We start from the raw sequence: 16,558 nt of genomic DNA, 5'->3' as shown, positions 1-16,558 counted from the left end.
TGAACTTGTCCTGAGCGTAGCCGAAGGGCGTTGCCGAAGTATTGGGAAAATTCTTCCCCAGTCTTTAGTATGATAAATGCTAAAGCAGTTTTGTAATTAATTAAATGTTGCTATTCTATAGGAATTTTGATTATAAACTCGGTTCCTATACCTGGTTGAGAATTTACATCTAATACACCTTCGTGTTTCTCTACAACTATTTCATAGGCTATCGACAAGCCAAGTCCAGTCCCTTTCCCAACGATTTTTGTGGTAAATAACGGCTCAAACAAGCGTTGTTTAACCCGTTCAGGAATACCAATCCCATTGTCAGCAATCCGAATTACAACCGATTGTTCAGAATCTATTTCTGTTATAATCTGAATCTGAGGAATTTTATTGCTCATTTTGTCTTGGATAATAGCTTCATCAAGGGCGTCAATTGCGTTTGCTAGAATATTCATGAATACTTGATTCATCTTCCCGACATAGCAATTTACCAGTGGTAATGTTGCATAACTCTTAATAACTTTAATGCCGGGACGATCGCCATTCGCCTTGAGGCGGTGTTGTAAAATCATCAGTGTACTATCCAATCCTAAATGCAAATTTGCAAGTATTTTTGCATCACTATCCGAGCCAGAGAAGCTGCGAAGTGAATTAGAAACCTTCTGAATTCGTTCCGACCCTAGCTGGAATGAACTCAAGATATACCCAGAACTTTAGTATTCCCAAACCATGAAGTGGAAAAGCGCGATCGCTAATTTTTTACATTTATCTTTATTAATGCTTGAAGTACCACCGTACCAAGAAAAAATGATGTATTGTTTGCGTAGGCGTAGCCCACACTTCTCTACAAGACGCTTTTGCTAGCTTGCTTCCAGGAAGTGGAACCTATCCCACTAATACCGAAATATGGTAATCTACTTCTCGTATAAGAGGGGTGTATCTGTGTATGGCTGGGCGTTTTGAAGGATTAAGTGACCTGGAATGGAAGTTGTTTGAAGATATATTTTCTAAGGAGCCAAAAAAACGTGGCAAAGGAATGCCTCATGCTCCCTATCGTCATGTATTAAATAGTATGCTGTACATCCTGATAACTGGATGTCGATGGTGTGACCTACCTCAGGGGAATGTGTGGGCATCCAAAAGCTCATCTCACCGATGGTTAAAGCGATGGCGCTCAGATGGAACATTTGAATATTTACAAGCGCGTATTCTTGCGATGCCTGCGGCGGGCTACGCCTACGCTAATGAGAAAGGATTGATAAATTGGGACTTTGGCGCGGTTGACGGGTCTTTTTCCCCCTGGGAAGGGCGGGGGTGAAGAAGTTGCTTATGGTGGCAAAGGGAAAGGTATTTTAATACACACGCTTACCGAGGGGAATGGAATGCCCTTGGCTAATTGCACTACCCCAGCCAACGGTAACGAGAGAGAACAAGTAATACCTCTACTTGATAAAGTTAAGCTTAAAACATTAAAACGTGGCAGACCACGTAAGCGAATCAAAGTACTAGCTGCTGATAAAGGTTACGACTCGAAACAAAAATGTGCTGAGCTACGCAAACGAGGTATTCGTCCTCAAATCCCACGCGCGAGTTTGGAAAACCAAGAAAAACAGAGGAAGACCAATCAAAATTTCTGTTCCTAGATTTCAGCAAGAGCGGTGTTTTGCTTGGTATCAGCGCAAATATCGCCGTCTTGTTGTTAGATGGGAACGTCAAAAAGTTTACTTTGACGCATTCATTGACCTTGCTACAATTCATATCTAGATTAACAAAATAATATTAGTGGGATAGGTTCGAAGTGGTCCGACATGGTTCGACTGCGCTCAGCCGCTCAGTGACCATCGTAGACATGGCACGCCCAACTTAGAATGTCATTTCTAAAAAAATCTCAGCCTACCCAATCCCTGTATGATAAATATTAGAAACCTTTTGTAATTATTTGAAAAGCGGGACTATGGAGATTTTGACACTAGGTTGGGTATCACTGTTAGTTGTGTTCACTTGGTCAATTGCAATGGTAGTTTGGGGACGTAACGGACTGTAGAGGCATCGTGGAAAGTCCATTCTTGAGTATTTTAACTTTAGTTGCCGTAGTGCTACTGTTAGTAGTCACTGGTGGTATTGGTTATTTGACCGTAGCAGATTGGCGCGATCGCCGTCGTCGAGATGAAGACAAACGCACCACCCGCAGCGCCACTCCTAAGCGGCGATAATTTGCTTGTGGTTGAACAATCTTTTTGTAGGGACACGATAATATCGTGTCCCTACACTATTTTATTTGGCATTCCTAGTAAATAACTGTTACCTTTGCGATCACAACGGGAATCATGAGATAGAAGACTTTCAATATTTAAAGTCCCACTAGGAATGGAAAACTCCTCTACTACTCAACCCATAGAACCAAATTCACAACAGCAAGAATCTCATTCAAATGTGAGATCCTCCTTACGTCAAAATGAGCAACAAAAAGCCTTATCTGGAGTTATTGCCCGCATCCGCGAGTCTCTAGATATAGAAACCATATTCAAAATTACAGTTACTGAAGTCCGCCAGCTTCTGAAAAGTGATCGGGTTAGTGTGTTTCGTTTTTATCCTGATTTGGCATGGGAAGGGGAATTTATCTACGAAGATGTGGCAACAGAATGGGATTCGGCACTAGCAGCCAAACTGCACGACCACTGCTTTAGCGAGGAGTTTGCACAACTGTATCAGCAAGGTCGGATTAGAGCAATACCTGATATTTATCAAGTTAATGCCAGTGATTGCTACATCCAGATTCTAGAAAGATTTCAGGTACGTGCCAATATAACTGCCCCCTTGATCAAAGGTAAAGATTTATGGGGATTGTTGTGTATTCATCAGTGTGGTAGTCCTCGACAATGGGAAGCATCAGACATTGAGTTTGTCCAATTAATCGCCGAACATTTAGGAGTTGCTTTACAGCAAGCAGATTATCTGGAACAGGTAAAACTACAATCAGCAGAACTAGCACAAGCAAAAGCCAGAGAAAAAGCAGCCCAATGGCAGAAAACCATCGCCATAACCATTGAGAAAATTCGTCAATTCCTAGACTTAGAAAGCGTTTTCCACACAACCACCAAAGAACTTAGGCAGCTGCTAAATGCTGACCGAGTAGCTATTTATCGCTTCAATCCCGATTGGAGTGGTGAATTTGTGTTTGAATCAGTCGCAGAGGGTTGGGTTTCCCTTACAGAGAGACAGTCGCAACGGCCAGAATTGAAAGAGAACGTCAGCGAATGTAGCGCTAGAGATTTAGCTAACCCCCCAGTCGCTGATACCTACTTACAAGAAACAGAGGGTGGTAACTTCACTCAGTGTAAAGTGTATCGGCTTTGTAATGACATTTACAATTCAGGCTTTAGTGACTGCTACATTAAAATTTTAGAGATATATCAAGCAAGAGCTTATGCGATCGTTGCCATTTATCACGGTCAGAAGCTCTGGGGCTTGCTAGCAGCGTACCAAAATGCTGGAAGTCGTGATTGGCAAAAAGATGAGATTTACTTGCTTACTCAAGTGGGCACACAACTAGGTGTAGCTTTGCAGCAAGCAGAATTTATCCAACAAATGCAAATCCAAGCAGCAGATATCAGTAAAGCTGCCGAAAGGCAAAGGGCATTGGCGCACACAGTAGAAAAAATTCGTCACTCTCTTGATATTGAAGCCATATTTAAAACTACAACTCAAGAAGTCCGTCGGTTATTAGAAGTGGAACGAGTAGCAATTTATCGTTTCTATCCTGATTGGAGTGGCGAATTTGTCGCTGATTCTATTGTTGATGGCTGGACACCAATGATTAAGCCGCAGCCTGTGACAGAAGGCGTTTTTGTACAAGGAAAGCAAGCGGGTAAGTATGCACGGAATGAAGTTTTTGTGCCAATTTCTCAGGGCGAGAAATTGTGGGGATTACTAGTAGCTTATCAAAATTCCCAGCCTCGTTATTGGCAAGATGAAGAAATCAACTTATTGGCACAAGTTGGCGCTCAATTAGGGGTAGCATTACAGCAAGCTGAGTCTTTGAAACAGATGCAGTTGCAAACCCAAAAACTGGCTCAAGCTGCTGCACGAGAACGAAAAGCAGCCGAAAGACAGGAGGCATTAGCCGCAACGGTGGAGAAAATTCGCCAGTCTCTTGATATTCATACCATCTTTGCCACCAGTACAGAAGAAGTCCGGCGGCTATTAGAAGTTGATCGAGTCACAATCTATCGATTCGGGGCTGATTGGAGTGGTGAATTTGTTGCTGAGTCTTTAGCCCAAAGTTGGACACCAATAAGAGAAATTGTACCTGTAGTTGCAGATGATTACTTACAAGAAACGCAAGGCGGAAGGTTTGCTAATGGTAAAAGTAATGTCATTAAAGATATTTACAGCACCAATTATTCTATTTGTCATATTGCTCTGCTTGAGCTAATGCAGGCTAGGGCATATATGATTGTGCCAATTTTTCAGGGTGAGAAACTTTGGGGATTACTAGCAGCTTATCAAAATATCAAGCCCCGTGATTGGCAAGAGGATGAGGTAGATTTGCTGATGCAGATTGGTACTCAGTTAGGGGTAGGGCTTCAACAAGCGGAATTACTCGAACAAACTCAACGTCAAAAAGAAGAAATTACCCAGACTTTTAAAGAATTACAGTACACTCAGAGCCAGTTAATTCAAAGTGAAAAAATGGCGGGCTTAGGGCAGTTAGTTGCTGGTGTAGCACATGAAATCAATAACCCGATTAGTTTTATTTATGGCAACATCACTTATGTTACTGAACATACCGAAAATTTATTTAAATTACTGCGCCTTTATCAGAAACATTATCCTATAGCAACAGGAGAAATTCAAAAGCAAGCAGCAGCAATGGATTTAGATTTTATTAGTGATGACTTGCCCAAAATTTTGACTTCAATGAAGATGGGGGCAGAGCGGATCTCTCAATTAGTATTGTCATTACGAAGTTTTTCTAGACTTGATGAAACAGGAATGAAGCCTGTTGACATTCATGAAGGCATCGATAGTACTTTGCTAATTTTACAACATCGACTGCAATCACAAACTAATTCTTTTGCTATTGAGGTAGTTAAGCAATATGGTGAATTGCCCCCAGTAGTTTGCTATGCAGCCCAGATGAATCAGGTGTTTATGAATATTCTCAACAATGCGATCGATGCACTGGAAAACTCAGTAACTAGTGGAAAAATAATTGAAAATCCGAAAATTTGCATACGTACAGAAATCATAGAAGGGAATATTGTTCTGATTTGGATTGCTGACAATGGTTGTGGGATTCCAGAGATTGTGCGCTCACACATTTTTGAACCTTTCTTTACTACCAAACAACCTGGACAAGGCACTGGCTTGGGGTTATCTATTAGCTACCAAATTATTGTGGAAAAACATGGCGGTAATATCAAGTGTGTTTCTGAACCTGGTAACAGTTGTGAGTTCTGGATACAAATTCCGATGAAACCGTGAGTTAGCTAGAAGAACTCTAAGCCCAACACAGCACTGTTAGACGGCGATAACTTTTTTACATTTCGCTAAAAGGTAGAAATATTTATTAGCACTTTTACACCTATGCTAAAATCAGCCCCTAGCTTCGAGAACAGCTAGACTGTAGGAAAGCTTACAGAAAAAGTGAATACTACTTTTTGTTGGGCTTTTACTAAAGGTCTGAAAACTTTGATTTCTATTAATATACATAATTATAGATTTATATAGTGCGTAAGTCTTACCTAAGAATGAGGGCAATTCCGTAGAGTCTTTATAAGGTGATACCTGTACACTTATTTAATTTTGTTACGGAAATCACACCATGAGTTCTCAACAAAAATCCAATAGTAAACAAGGCGAGACTGCTGCCAAGAAAGAAAGCACAGCAGCTAAAAAAGCTGATAAAGCTGATAACTTGGATTTAGATTCACTTCTTTCTGCACTAGAAGGAGACTTGACTGCTCTTGATAGCGAAACTGCTACTGGCTTAATCGATGAGTGGTATACTTATTTACACAAAGCTAAAGAGCCAGAAATCAAAGAAATTGCCGATAACCTCAAGCAACTCAAGCAACTGGTCAAAAGTGGTAAGGCCACAGGTCATGAAATTGGTGAAGTGCTAACTGAAATTGGTGAGCAAACAGGCAATGTTGCTTCTGATACTGATAAGGAACTAAAAACTCCGTTACAGAAGTTGGGTAAGCAACTTCGCAATATAGGTGTTTCACTAGGTAAGGCGGAAGACCGCGAACAGATTGAACACATAGAATCAGTAATAGAAACCCTTGAAGGAGACTTGACTAAAATTGAACCTGAGGCGGCGCAAGGTGCAATTGATACGTGGTACACCTTATTGCATAAGTCTGAAAACGAGAATCTCCAAGAAGTTGCTAATGGACTTAAAGAACTTAAGCAACTCTTGAAGCGCAAAACCGCCAAAGGTGCTGACTTTGCCGAGGTGCTGACGAAACTGGGTGAACAAACTCAACAAGCTGCAACTGAAGCCCCAAGGGGATTTAAGGGGCCAATTCAAAGATTAAGTAAGCTTTTAAGTAAAGCTGGCAAGTCATTGGATTAATTTTAAACTCTGTTTAATTACCAATAATAAAAGCACCTCATTTCACTTTGGCTGAGGCTAATGTGGAGTGGGGTGTTTTGTATAATCACATCACTACGTTTTCGTGTTTTACAACTGGTTTATCTCAGTTACCAAATTATTTGTTAACGAACCACAAAGACACTAAGACACAAAGGAAGAAGAGGCGATGCCTTTGGCGGGCTTTCCTGCGGAACGCTACGCGAACGCCTATGCATAGTGGAGATTTTGCAGGTAATGCCTTCTCTACGAGACGCTAGGCGTAGCTTGCTTCTCCGTAGGAGTACGGCGGGCTTCTCTACCAGAGGCTACGCCCTAAGCATAGCTATGCCGCAGGCTTTACGCCTACGCTTTTTTAACGAACCTTTCTAGGCGCAGAAAACACAAAGGAAGAAGAGAGCGATCGCATTTGTTGTAGAAAATGGAATTAAGCGATCGCGTTTATTATGAAGGTGCAATTAGACTATGACTATTTCACTCTAATTCTAAAAACAGTGACTCTAAATCTCTATATCCACTGATGACACGGGCAATATCAATTCCATCTTCTCTGGGATAGTAGAAGATGATATATTCTTCAATGTTAAATCCCCGTAGATTCGCAGATAATTGCTCATAACTCTTCCCCATGTTGGGAAATCCAGCAACTAATTTGCATTTTTGGCGAATTGCATCAAAAAGTTTACTAGCAGCACTGGGACTATTCTGGGCAATATATTCACAAATAGTATTTAAATCTTTGACTGCTTCATCAGAAAAAGAGTAGTTACTCATTTTTTAGACTCAGCAATTTTATTGATTTTTTCTTGTAGTTTAGCAAATACTATCTCACCATCTGTAACTTCTCTTCTATCAATTTGTTCTTTCCCAACCACTATTTTTTGCCGAAGTTCTTTTAAACGTTGTTCTCGTGCTTGTAGCAATTTGAATGCTTCGTTCATTACTTCTTCGGCATTAGCATATCTCCCACTTTGAATTTGAGATTGAATAAACTGCTCATGCTCAGGTTTGAGGTAAATATTCATTGCAAATAACCCTACTAACTTCACTGTATTCAAATTTTATCGCTAATTGATTTGACGAACGAATACGGCTCAGTTTTCAACTCAAAGATTAATGTGATCGCATTTGTCATAGAGATGAAATCAGGCGAGCGCTTTTTTATCTCACGCAAAGGCGCAAAGGAAGAAGAGAGCAAGCGCTCTTTTTAACGAACAGCCAAGACGTAGAGGAAGAAGAGGCGATGCCTTTGGCGGGCTTTCCTGCGGAACGCTACGCGAACGCCTACGCACGGTGAAGATTTTGCAGGCGATCGCTGATCATAATTTCACTACCATTAGTAATATAAGTTGCTCTCTGAATAAATATGGAAACTAAAGAAATTCTTCAAGCACTTCCAAGCCTGAGCATAAGCGATCGCCTGAAGATAACTGAATCAGCCCTGCAATTGGTTCTTCAAGCTAAAGATGAGTAAAAAAGCCAATTAGCACTAGCCGCAATCACAGCAATTGTAGACTATGCACCTGGTAGTGAATTAGATATATTCTCTAACTTAGAAGGAGAAGACTTTTGTGAGTATCCAGATGAAGATTTCCACAACTCAAAGAATCATGTACAGAGGTGAACTGGAGGCATCCCCTCTATGCTTAGGCAATTTATGAGAAACTAGAAGATATTACAAAAAATAATTTATGTTAGGTTTGGAAAGAGTTACATTTGATCCTCGCATTATGGCGGGACAAGCGTGTATTCGCGGGATGCGGATTCCAGTTTCATTGGTAGTTAATTTGGTAGCTAATGGCAAATCTGTAGAAAAGATTTTAGAAGAATATCCTGATTTAGAACCAGAGGATATTCGTCAATCTTTACTTTACGCAGCTTGGTTAACTCAAGAACGGGTTTATCCTTTCAAAACTGCTTAATTCAGTAAAATGAAATTTTTAGCTGATATGGGAATTTCTCTACGCACTGTGTCTTGGTTGCGTAGTTCTGATTATGATGTGGTACATTTGCGCGATCAAGGATTGCAAAGACTACCAGATGATCAGATTTTAGTGAAATCTCGTACAGAAGAGAGGATTTTATTAACTGTAGACTTGGATTTTGCCCAACTTTTAGCCACTAGTGGGGATAATTTACCCAGTGTAATTTTGTTTAGATTAGGAAATGAAAATTACAACGCAATTAATGAGCGTTTGACAGAAGTTTTAAGGGAATGTCAGGCAGATTTAGAACTAGGGGCGATTATTTCTGTCAGTAACGAAACTTTCCGGATAAGGCGATTACCGATATAAGTTAAGTTGATTAATTGTTAGTGTAGCTTACTGTAGCGATCACATAGTGGAGATTTTTCAGGCGATCGCTCTTTTTAACAAACCACAGAGGCACAGAGAATACAGAGGAAGGAGAGAAAATATCGCACGGTGAAGTTTGGCAGGCGCTCGCTTTTTTTTACGAACCACAGAGGCGCAGAGAACACTGAGGAAGAGGAGGAGCGATCGCACTGTGGAGATTTTGCAGGCGATGCCTTCTCTACGAGACGCTACGCGAACGGCGGGCTTCGCCTACGCTTTTTTAATGAACCACAGAGGACAAAGAGGAAGAAGGGAAGAGGCGATTGCTTTTTTAGAATTTAGTAACATAAATATGTAATGCTAAGAGAAAATTTAATTTATTTAAATAAAATATTCTGCCAATGGATAAAATAGATGAAGGTGAATTTGCTATATACATTGATGATTCTGGAAGTCCAAAGCCTGATCCCAAAGACCAATATCCCTTCTTTGCTATGGGTGGCGTTTTAATCAAAAGGAACGATGAGCAAATAATTAAACAATTAGTATCAGAGTTTAAAAGTCGCTGGTTTATTCCTCAAGAACAACCCTTGCATGGTAATGAAATACGATCTCGCAAAAAAGGCTTTGCTTGGTTAGGTAAGCTTCAAAAACCTGAGCAAGATAGATTTTTGGAAGACTTGACACTTATTATTATTAGTTGTCCAATAATTGTTCATGCCTGCATAGTGTCTCGTCAAGGATATCTCAATCGTTATCTTGAAAAGTATGGTGAGGAAACCTGGGAGATGATGAGAAGTGCATTCTCTATTGTAGTTGAACGTAGTGCCAAGTATGCTGGGATGAATAATGGTAGTCTAATGGTTTATTTTGAAGCCGCAGGAAGAAACGAAGATACTTTACTTAAGCAATACTTTCATGATTTAAGAGCAAAAGGACATCCTTTTGATCCTAATAGATCGGATAAATATTCACCTTTATCTGCTGAAGATTTATCAAACACACTACGTGGAATAGACAGTAAGACGAAGGCAAACGCAATTATGCAGATTGCTGATTTATGTTTGTATCCCATCGTTCGTAGCAAAGACAAGCCCGATAACCAAGCATTTTTGTCCCTCAAGAATGCTGATCTACTTGTCGATTGTCGCTTGACACAGAATCAGATTAATACATTAGGAATTAAGTACTATTGCTTTGACAACCCCTAAAAACAACAAAACCGCCTTGTTAGCGGTTTATGATGCGGCAGTCATACGACTACCCCTAGGCTGTGCCTAATTACTATAATATCTTCTAACTTGCTGATTGTCAACTCAGAATCACTTAATGGAAATTTGGAGGTATGATCGCTTTTTTGACGAACCGCCAAGACGCACAGTAAGAAGAGGCGATCGCTTCTTGTTTTAAAGTTGAATTAGGTACTCGGATTTCTGCTTATTGCTACTACAAGAAGAACTGCCACTGGATAAAATCATTGTATTAGCATAGTGTTATTTCATACCCTTTGACTAATTCTTGGTTTCTTCTTTGAGTTTCTTGTTCTAGTTTTTGTGTTGGTGTAGCTAGATTAGCTAAATAGTGAATGAGATGAACCAAATAGTGATTTGTGTGGTTGATTCATTCTTTTTTCTGTATACAATACTGCATACAATGCTGCTAAGTGCATAGAATGCTGTATCATTTCATATTGGTGCAGTTTTCTTTCATCCTCTTCGGCTAATTGTTCGCTTCTTCTTTGAGTTTCTTGTTCTAGTTTTTGTGTTGGTGTAGCTGGATTAGATGAGCCAAATAGTGACTTGTGTGTTTGATTCATTCTTGCTCCTGTATATAATGCTGCTAAGTAAATAGGATTGTTACTCATTTAATAAAAAACCTCTTGTAGTAAATTGTAAGAGTTTTATTATAGAAATTTTATATAGAAGAATTACGGTATTAAGATTATTTTTGAGTAAAAAACTTGCCTTAGGAATATAACACCCCCAAGGCAAGCAAACTCTCTAATTCTTTCTTTACTTCACGCCCTTTGCGGTTCGCTAAAGTTGCTTCACTTCCGAAACCAACTTCGCCACCATATCCTTAGCACTACCAAAAAGCATCGTCGTTTTATCCTTGTAGAACAACTCATTATCTACACCGGCAAAACCCGTACTCATCCCGCGCTTAATCACAATCGTCTGCTTCGCCCGATCTACTTCCAAAATTGGCATACCATAAATCGGGCTATTTGCATCACTCCGCGCCGCCGGATTTACCACATCATTTGCCCCAATTACCAAAGCCACATCCGCTTGTTCAAACTGGGGATTAATATCTTCCATGTCGTACAATTGCGTATAAGCCACATTTGCCTCTGCTAGTAACACATTCATATGCCCTGGCATTCTCCCAGCAACGGGGTGAATGGCATACTTGACATCAACGCCCATCCGTTCTAGCTGATCTGACAATTCCCGAACGCTATGTTGCGCTTGAGCAACTGCCATCCCGTAACCAGGCACAATTACCACAGAACGGGCATAACCCAACATCATCGCCCCTTCTTCGGGATCGATGCTGCGGACGGTTTGATCGATCGCACTACCACTAGCAGCAGCACCAGAAGTAGATCCTGTACCAAAAGCGCTGAACAGCACACTAAATAAGGAGCGGTTCATCGCCTTACACATAATCTCGGTAAGAATTAAGCCAGATGCTCCCACCAAAGCCCCAGCGATGATTAACATATTGTTCATTACCACGAAACCAGCAGCAGATGCCGCCACACCTGACAACGAGTTCAACAGCGAAATTACCACTGGCATATCGCCGCCACCAATGGGGATGACGAACATCACACCCAGCACTAAGGAAACAGCTACCACTCCCAAGAATACAGGTAAGCTATCTGGTGTGATGATTAAATAGGCACTACCTACCAAATAAGCACCCAGAAGCAACAGGTTAAATGGTTGCTGGAAAGGAAATGTAATCGGGGAACCGCTAACTAAACCTTGCAATTTAGCAAAGGCTAAAAAACTACCTGTGAAGGTAACGCCACCAATTAACACGTCCAATAGCATGGAAATGTTCACATCTAGGGGTACGGGTGCGCCAGAATCCAATAATCGCCAGAATTCGGCAACGGCGACTAATGCTGAAGCTGCACCACCTAAACCGTTGAGTAAACCCACCATTTGGGGCATTTCCGTCATTTGGACTTTATAGGCAACGATCGCCCCAATTCCCGATCCAATTGCCAAGCCCAACAATATCATCTCGTAGTTCAATACATGCTGATCTAGCAATGTCGCCACAATTGCCAGCAGCATTCCCACAGATGCAATCACATTACCGTTTCGCGCTGTAGCTGGTGATCCCAGCTTTTTTAAACCAAAAATGAATAAGGATGCAGCGACTAAATATGTCAGCTGAATGCCAGTTGGTAAAAAGTCGCTCACGCCTTAATCTCCTTTTTCTTGAACATTTGCAGCATTCTATCTGTGACTAGGAAGCCACCTACAACGTTGACTGTAGCTAGTACTACAGCAATTAAACCAAGAATCACTGACACAGTTGTTTCTCTAGCACCTGAAGCTACTATTGCCCCAAGTACCGAAATGCCAGAAATTGCGTTTGAGCCTGACATTAAGGGCGTGTGTAAAGTCGGTGGTATTTTGTTGATGACTTCAAAGCCGATAAAAGATGCCAAAACAAATACAAACAAAGCAGCAAGTAATGCCTCTGTCATGAAATCAAAACTCCTTTTAGAATGGGTATTGGGTACTGGGGATTGGGTATTGGTGTATTGGGTACTGAGAAAGTATTGCTAAGTATCTATTTCCTAGTCCCCAGTCACTAGTCCCTAATTCCCAGTCCCTAATTAACCGCTGGTTGTTGAGTATTCGATGCTTGTAGCGCATCCCGCACTCGTTGATTGCGAATTTCACCTGCGTGGGTAACGCAAGCTGCATCAACGATGTCGTCGCTAAAGTCAACCTGCAAAGCTTTGTCTTTAATTAGCAGTTGCATCAACGATGTTACGTTCTTGGCATACAATTGACTGGCATGAATTGGCATCGATGATGGGAGATTGATGGGGCCGATAATTGTCACACCGTTCCACACAATATCTTTGCCGGGTTCGGTGCAGGCGCAGTTACCACCCTGGTCAGCAGCCAAATCCACAATCACTGAACCGGGTTTCATTTGTGCCACCATTTCTTCTGTAACTAGCCGTGGTGCTTGTTTCCCAGGTACTTGGGCAGTGGTAATTACCACATCAGAATTTTTGACGTGTTCGGCGACAACTTCTTGGGTACGTTGTTTGCTAGCCTCAGAGATTTCCTTGGCGTAACCGCCAGCAGCAACGGTTTCTTCGTCTAATTTGACTTCAACGAATTTTGCCCCTAAGCTTTGCACTTCTTCTTTAACAGCGGGACGAATATCAAAGGCTTCTACCACTGCTCCCAAACGTCTAGCGGTGGCGATCGCTTGCAATCCGGCTACACCAGCGCCCATAATAAATACTTTCGCTGGAGCGATCGTACCTGCGGCTGTGGTTAACATCGGAAAATATTTCGGTAATGCAGCTGCGGCAATTAATACAGCCTTGTAACCTGCTAATGAAGCTTGCGAGGACAAAGCATCCATACTTTGCGCCCTGGTAGTACGGGGAATCATTTCCATACTCAAGGCTGTGACTTTACGATTTGCTAGTTGCTGTGCTACAACGGGGTTTCCCAAAGGATTGAGGAAACTGACTAATACAGCCCCTTCCTTTAACAAATCAATTTCTGAGCGTCCATCTTCTCGTTCTTGTGGAGGGCTGACTTTCAGCAGAATATCTGTTTCGCCCCATAGTTTGGCAGTATCGCTGATTATTGTGGCTCCTGCGGCTTCATAGTCAGAATCACTGAAAAATGATCGCTCTCCTGCACCTGTTTCTACCCAAACTTCCAAACCTTGTTTTACCAATCGAGCAACGGTGTCAGGAATTAATGCCACACGACGTTCACAAACTTCAATTTCTTTAGCAACTGCTATTCTCATGAAATCTCCTGAAGATAAATACCTAATGTTCTGCCAAGTAAGCGATTGTCTAGATGAGGCGTGTCCCGCACTCATAGTACTTAGGCAGGAACATCACCCATGAATTTTACTTGTAGATTGAACCTTGAAACTTTCCTCTCCCACTCTTAGCTGTCTAAGCAAAGCCTGACTTTGCCGCTCGCAGATGTCATATTTTCAGATAGTTGCAAACAGGGTTACGTATTGCACATCCTAAATTGATTCCCAAATTTTGCATCTTTATCTTCAGCTTATTTTCGGGATTGAGAAATTTTGGTATTCCTTTCTTATAGAGTAATATTGACCAAATTTTGAAAGCTTTATAATTTCCCAATCAAATTTTAATAATTACGACTCTGATTCCAACTTATTTTAATCAATTTAGCCGAACTTAACTAGCGATCGCTGGTGGCACGCCTCAATTTTTATAACAAAATTCTCAAATTTAGATACACTTATACATATTTTGAAACACAATCCAATCCAGACTGTATTTATACTGAGTTATAAAATTGACCTAATTAATCATCAAATCACCACTCTGTAAGGGTAATGAAGTAAATCGAGTATATGGGAAATTTATAACTAAGTAATTTTGCTGTTGCCTAAAGCTCAGTTAGGATGGCACTTTTTTTGTTATTGAACGTCAATTGTCAGGAAGTCAGTAGTAAAGTTTAGTAACGAATACTAACATACAGTTATTTTAGATAACAGATTTATATTTTGGTAGAGGAAGCCTGATTATGCGACGTTTACTTTCTGCTTTAGCCGTTACTAGCTTTCTGGTTACTGGATTACCAGCCTTAACTTGGGCACAAAGTTTACCTGGATTTACGCTATTTAGTGGCGTAAAACAAGAAAATCAGCTACCCTTTAGGTTAGATTTTGGTGGACAAGCCAATGGTTGGGATCGATACATATTAAGGATTCCAGCCCAAAAAATGAAATTGGCTGTTGGTCAATTTGCCATTACTTACCCTGATTATTACAAAGGAACTTTTGACCAGAAAAAAATTGAAGTCCGAGTCAAAGGCAAAGCAGTTCCGCTTTCTGAGGTGAAGTGGGACAAAGAAGGTAAGCTGATTAATATTTTCCCCCAAGATCCAGTACCAGCAGGTAGTGGAGTTGAGGTAGTCTTATCTAACGTGAAAAACCCAGCCTTCGGCGGAGTTTATTATTTTCGCTGTCAAGTTCTTTCTCCTGGCGATGTGCCACTATTGCGCTACATGGGAACATGGATTTTGAGCATCAATTAATTTTGGGGAGTGGGGAGATGAGGGGGAACTCAATTCAAAATCAAAACTTGTACTGAGCGCAGTCGAAGTATTCAAAATTCAAACATTTTAGAACTTCTGCCTCCTCTTTGCCTATTCCCTATTCCCTAATAACGTAATACAATTAGAGATTGTGAGTTTTTATAAAAATCACCTAAGAGGAGAAGAGTATGAAAAGAACACTAGGCGGCACTAGCCGTAAGAGAAAAAGAACCTCTGGTTTTCGTGCCAGAATGCGGACACCAGATGGCAGAAACGTGATTAGCGCTAGAAGAAGAAAGGGACGTCACCGTTTAAGCGTTTAGGGCGTATCTAAGCTAAAAGAGCATCTGTGGCTTTGCCTAAAGCAAATCGGCTAAAATCCCGCAAGGATTTCCAAGCAGTTTTCCGGGAAGGGATTCGGCGTCATGGCTCTTATTTAACATTGAGAGCCTTAAAGCCTTTATGTTCAACAAAACCTTCTTTGCCCACTGCCACCCAGACAACACAAGCAACTGACTCAGTACATCTTGCTAGCACGCGGATTGGCATTTCCATAAGTACAAAAGTCAGCAAAAGGGCAGTGGTTCGCAACCGAATCAAACGGCAAATTGCTTCTGCTTTATATAACTTGTTGCCTAAATTATCACCAGGATGGCGGCTAGTGTTCATTGTCAAACCCACAACAGCAAAATCTAAGTGCGTAAGCTCACAATTTCTGCAAGAATTAGAGCAGTTGTTGGCACAAGCTGAGGTGTTCGATGGGAATTCGTGAAGATGTTTATTATGAAGGTGGCCCCCATATTGGGGATTTAATTGTCAACCTGTTGATTGGGCTAACCATTGTCGGGATACCATTAACAGTTGGGGCAATCGTCAGAGCATTGTGGCTGCGTTTCCGCATCACCGATCGCCGAATTACCGTGACGGGAGGTTGGCAGGGACGCGATCGCACTGACATAATTTACTCAGAAATTGTCAAAGTTGTCACAGTCCCCCGTGGCATTGGCTTATGGGGAGATATGGTACTAACCCTAAGAAACGGCAGTCGTCTCGAATTGCGGGCAATTCCCAAGTTTCGGGAAGTCTATGACTACATTAACGAAAGAATTGCTGCAAAAAATCCCGAATATAGCGCTACTGCTAACAAGTGATCAGAGCAGGGAGTAAGCTTGCCGTGACTTGTACTGAGCGTAGTCGAAGTAGCGTAGCCCAACGGGAGTAGGGAGTAGTAAATGCAAAATTTACTTAGATAAAATCAAAAATTCAGAACTTCCCACATTACTAGTAAAAACTACATACCATCCCCACTTCCCACTCCCCTTTTTTTGGATGTGCGGCTATCCGTAGCAAAGGGTAGTCGCACATAATTT

20 protein-coding genes are annotated in these 16,558 nt (G+C 41.2%); 13 read left to right on the top strand and 7 right to left on the bottom strand.

Going from position 1 to position 16,558, the window contains the following annotated elements; genetic code table 11:
- Positions 1–110: 110 nt before the first annotated feature.
- Positions 111–686 carry a sensor histidine kinase gene (locus V7L20_RS07760; RefSeq protein WP_334743515.1) on the bottom strand — a complete coding sequence of 192 codons (576 nt, stop codon included), beginning with the start codon at positions 684–686 and terminating at the stop codon, positions 111–113.
- Positions 687–934: 248 nt separating this feature from the next.
- Between V7L20_RS07760 and V7L20_RS07755 the strand changes: the two genes are divergently transcribed.
- The 6 genes from V7L20_RS07755 to V7L20_RS07730 all read left to right on the top strand — a co-directional run bounded on the left by V7L20_RS07755 (position 935) and on the right by V7L20_RS07730 (position 6,571).
- Positions 935–1,306 (top strand): transposase, encoded by a 372-nt coding sequence (locus V7L20_RS07755; protein ID WP_334743514.1) that lies wholly within the window; start codon positions 935–937, stop codon positions 1,304–1,306.
- A 64-nt stretch (positions 1,307–1,370) separates the two neighbouring features.
- A complete protein-coding gene (locus V7L20_RS07750) occupies positions 1,371–1,631 on the top strand; it encodes a transposase (RefSeq protein ID WP_334743513.1) in 261 nt (86 codons plus the stop codon).
- Positions 1,632–1,942: 311 nt separating this feature from the next.
- On the top strand, positions 1,943–2,032 hold the full coding sequence (petN, locus tag V7L20_RS07745) for a cytochrome b6-f complex subunit PetN (RefSeq protein WP_012408302.1): 90 nt from the start codon (positions 1,943–1,945) through the stop codon (positions 2,030–2,032).
- Between the two features lie 7 nt (positions 2,033–2,039).
- A complete protein-coding gene (locus V7L20_RS07740; RefSeq protein WP_334743512.1) occupies positions 2,040–2,201 on the top strand; it encodes a hypothetical protein in 162 nt (53 codons plus the stop codon).
- Between the two features lie 154 nt (positions 2,202–2,355).
- Positions 2,356–5,475, top strand: coding sequence for a GAF domain-containing protein (locus tag V7L20_RS07735; protein ID WP_334743511.1), 3,120 nt, complete (start codon positions 2,356–2,358; stop codon positions 5,473–5,475).
- Positions 5,476–5,815: 340 nt separating this feature from the next.
- Positions 5,816–6,571: a hypothetical protein gene (locus V7L20_RS07730; RefSeq protein ID WP_334743510.1), complete on the top strand. Its 756-nt coding sequence runs from the start codon at positions 5,816–5,818 to the stop codon at positions 6,569–6,571.
- 492 nt (positions 6,572–7,063) lie between these two features.
- On the opposite strand, the gene V7L20_RS07725 is transcribed toward V7L20_RS07730, so the two are convergent.
- On the bottom strand, positions 7,064–7,363 hold the full coding sequence (locus tag V7L20_RS07725; protein WP_334743509.1) for a type II toxin-antitoxin system RelE/ParE family toxin: 300 nt from the start codon (positions 7,361–7,363) through the stop codon (positions 7,064–7,066).
- On the bottom strand, positions 7,360–7,614 hold the full coding sequence (locus V7L20_RS07720) for a type II toxin-antitoxin system ParD family antitoxin (RefSeq protein WP_334743508.1): 255 nt from the start codon (positions 7,612–7,614) through the stop codon (positions 7,360–7,362). The genes V7L20_RS07725 and V7L20_RS07720 overlap by 4 nt, the downstream gene beginning before the upstream one ends.
- 666 nt (positions 7,615–8,280) lie before the next feature.
- On the opposite strand from V7L20_RS07720, the gene V7L20_RS07715 reads away from it, so the two are divergent.
- From V7L20_RS07715 to V7L20_RS07705, 3 genes are all read left to right on the top strand, one after another.
- The gene (locus V7L20_RS07715) at positions 8,281–8,511 is read left to right on the top strand and encodes a DUF433 domain-containing protein (RefSeq protein ID WP_334743507.1); all 231 of its coding nucleotides are present in this window, start codon (positions 8,281–8,283) and stop codon (positions 8,509–8,511) included.
- Between the two features lie 9 nt (positions 8,512–8,520).
- Positions 8,521–8,883: a DUF5615 family PIN-like protein gene (locus V7L20_RS07710; protein ID WP_334743506.1), complete on the top strand. Its 363-nt coding sequence runs from the start codon at positions 8,521–8,523 to the stop codon at positions 8,881–8,883.
- A gap of 401 nt (positions 8,884–9,284) precedes the next feature.
- A complete protein-coding gene (locus V7L20_RS07705; RefSeq protein ID WP_334743505.1) occupies positions 9,285–10,094 on the top strand; it encodes a DUF3800 domain-containing protein in 810 nt (269 codons plus the stop codon).
- 359 nt (positions 10,095–10,453) lie between these two features.
- Here the strand turns inward: V7L20_RS07705 and V7L20_RS07700 are convergent, their stop codons facing one another.
- The 4 genes from V7L20_RS07700 to V7L20_RS07685 form a co-directional block, all read right to left on the bottom strand.
- The gene (locus V7L20_RS07700; RefSeq protein WP_334743504.1) at positions 10,454–10,747 is read right to left on the bottom strand and encodes a hypothetical protein; all 294 of its coding nucleotides are present in this window, start codon (positions 10,745–10,747) and stop codon (positions 10,454–10,456) included.
- Between the two features lie 172 nt (positions 10,748–10,919).
- Positions 10,920–12,323 (bottom strand): NAD(P)(+) transhydrogenase (Re/Si-specific) subunit beta, encoded by a 1,404-nt coding sequence (locus V7L20_RS07695; protein WP_334743503.1) that lies wholly within the window; start codon positions 12,321–12,323, stop codon positions 10,920–10,922.
- Positions 12,320–12,613: an NAD(P) transhydrogenase subunit alpha gene (locus tag V7L20_RS07690; RefSeq protein WP_138499926.1), complete on the bottom strand. Its 294-nt coding sequence runs from the start codon at positions 12,611–12,613 to the stop codon at positions 12,320–12,322. The genes V7L20_RS07695 and V7L20_RS07690 overlap by 4 nt, the downstream gene beginning before the upstream one ends.
- A 128-nt stretch (positions 12,614–12,741) precedes the next feature.
- Positions 12,742–13,914, bottom strand: a complete 1,173-nt coding sequence (locus V7L20_RS07685) for a Re/Si-specific NAD(P)(+) transhydrogenase subunit alpha (RefSeq protein WP_334743502.1) — start codon at positions 13,912–13,914, stop codon at positions 12,742–12,744.
- A 761-nt stretch (positions 13,915–14,675) separates the two neighbouring features.
- Here V7L20_RS07685 and V7L20_RS07680 point away from each other — a divergent pair.
- The 4 genes from V7L20_RS07680 to V7L20_RS07665 all read left to right on the top strand — a co-directional run bounded on the left by V7L20_RS07680 (position 14,676) and on the right by V7L20_RS07665 (position 16,339).
- Positions 14,676–15,188: a DUF2808 domain-containing protein gene (locus tag V7L20_RS07680; RefSeq protein WP_229452389.1), complete on the top strand. Its 513-nt coding sequence runs from the start codon at positions 14,676–14,678 to the stop codon at positions 15,186–15,188.
- Between the two features lie 188 nt (positions 15,189–15,376).
- Positions 15,377–15,511: a 50S ribosomal protein L34 gene (gene rpmH, locus V7L20_RS07675; protein WP_094327629.1), complete on the top strand. Its 135-nt coding sequence runs from the start codon at positions 15,377–15,379 to the stop codon at positions 15,509–15,511.
- Positions 15,512–15,537: 26 nt separating this feature from the next.
- A complete protein-coding gene (gene rnpA, locus V7L20_RS07670) occupies positions 15,538–15,960 on the top strand; it encodes a ribonuclease P protein component (RefSeq protein WP_334743501.1) in 423 nt (140 codons plus the stop codon).
- Positions 15,947–16,339, top strand: coding sequence for a PH domain-containing protein (locus tag V7L20_RS07665; RefSeq protein WP_334743500.1), 393 nt, complete (start codon positions 15,947–15,949; stop codon positions 16,337–16,339). The genes rnpA and V7L20_RS07665 overlap by 14 nt, the downstream gene beginning before the upstream one ends.
- The last annotated feature ends 219 nt before the right edge of the window (positions 16,340–16,558 follow it).

The organism is Nostoc sp., assembly GCF_036916735.1.
Lineage (GTDB): Bacteria > Cyanobacteriota > Cyanobacteriia > Cyanobacteriales > Nostocaceae > Nostoc.
This window is presented reverse-complemented; position numbering and strand designations above follow the sequence as displayed.

What these genes read in the sequence shown, in the direction of transcription:
- V7L20_RS07705 (WP_334743505.1), top strand. Translation starts at nt 9,285, where the DNA reads ATGGATAAAATAGATGAAGGTGAATTTGCTATATACATTGATGATTCT.
- petN (WP_012408302.1), top strand. Translation starts at nt 1,943, where the DNA reads ATGGAGATTTTGACACTAGGTTGGGTATCACTGTTAGTTGTGTTCACT.
- V7L20_RS07755 (WP_334743514.1), top strand. Translation starts at nt 935, where the DNA reads ATGGCTGGGCGTTTTGAAGGATTAAGTGACCTGGAATGGAAGTTGTTT.
- V7L20_RS07700 (WP_334743504.1), bottom strand. Translation starts at nt 10,747, where the DNA reads ATGAGTAACAATCCTATTTACTTAGCAGCATTATATACAGGAGCAAGA.
- V7L20_RS07710 (WP_334743506.1), top strand. Translation starts at nt 8,521, where the DNA reads ATGAAATTTTTAGCTGATATGGGAATTTCTCTACGCACTGTGTCTTGG.
- V7L20_RS07680 (WP_229452389.1), top strand. Translation starts at nt 14,676, where the DNA reads ATGCGACGTTTACTTTCTGCTTTAGCCGTTACTAGCTTTCTGGTTACT.
- V7L20_RS07725 (WP_334743509.1), bottom strand. Translation starts at nt 7,363, where the DNA reads ATGAGTAACTACTCTTTTTCTGATGAAGCAGTCAAAGATTTAAATACT.
- V7L20_RS07665 (WP_334743500.1), top strand. Translation starts at nt 15,947, where the DNA reads ATGGGAATTCGTGAAGATGTTTATTATGAAGGTGGCCCCCATATTGGG.
- V7L20_RS07720 (WP_334743508.1), bottom strand. Translation starts at nt 7,614, where the DNA reads ATGAATATTTACCTCAAACCTGAGCATGAGCAGTTTATTCAATCTCAA.
- V7L20_RS07715 (WP_334743507.1), top strand. Translation starts at nt 8,281, where the DNA reads ATGTTAGGTTTGGAAAGAGTTACATTTGATCCTCGCATTATGGCGGGA.
- V7L20_RS07750 (WP_334743513.1), top strand. Translation starts at nt 1,371, where the DNA reads ATGCCCTTGGCTAATTGCACTACCCCAGCCAACGGTAACGAGAGAGAA.
- V7L20_RS07730 (WP_334743510.1), top strand. Translation starts at nt 5,816, where the DNA reads ATGAGTTCTCAACAAAAATCCAATAGTAAACAAGGCGAGACTGCTGCC.
- V7L20_RS07685 (WP_334743502.1), bottom strand. Translation starts at nt 13,914, where the DNA reads ATGAGAATAGCAGTTGCTAAAGAAATTGAAGTTTGTGAACGTCGTGTG.
- V7L20_RS07735 (WP_334743511.1), top strand. Translation starts at nt 2,356, where the DNA reads ATGGAAAACTCCTCTACTACTCAACCCATAGAACCAAATTCACAACAG.
- V7L20_RS07690 (WP_138499926.1), bottom strand. Translation starts at nt 12,613, where the DNA reads ATGACAGAGGCATTACTTGCTGCTTTGTTTGTATTTGTTTTGGCATCT.
- rpmH (WP_094327629.1), top strand. Translation starts at nt 15,377, where the DNA reads ATGAAAAGAACACTAGGCGGCACTAGCCGTAAGAGAAAAAGAACCTCT.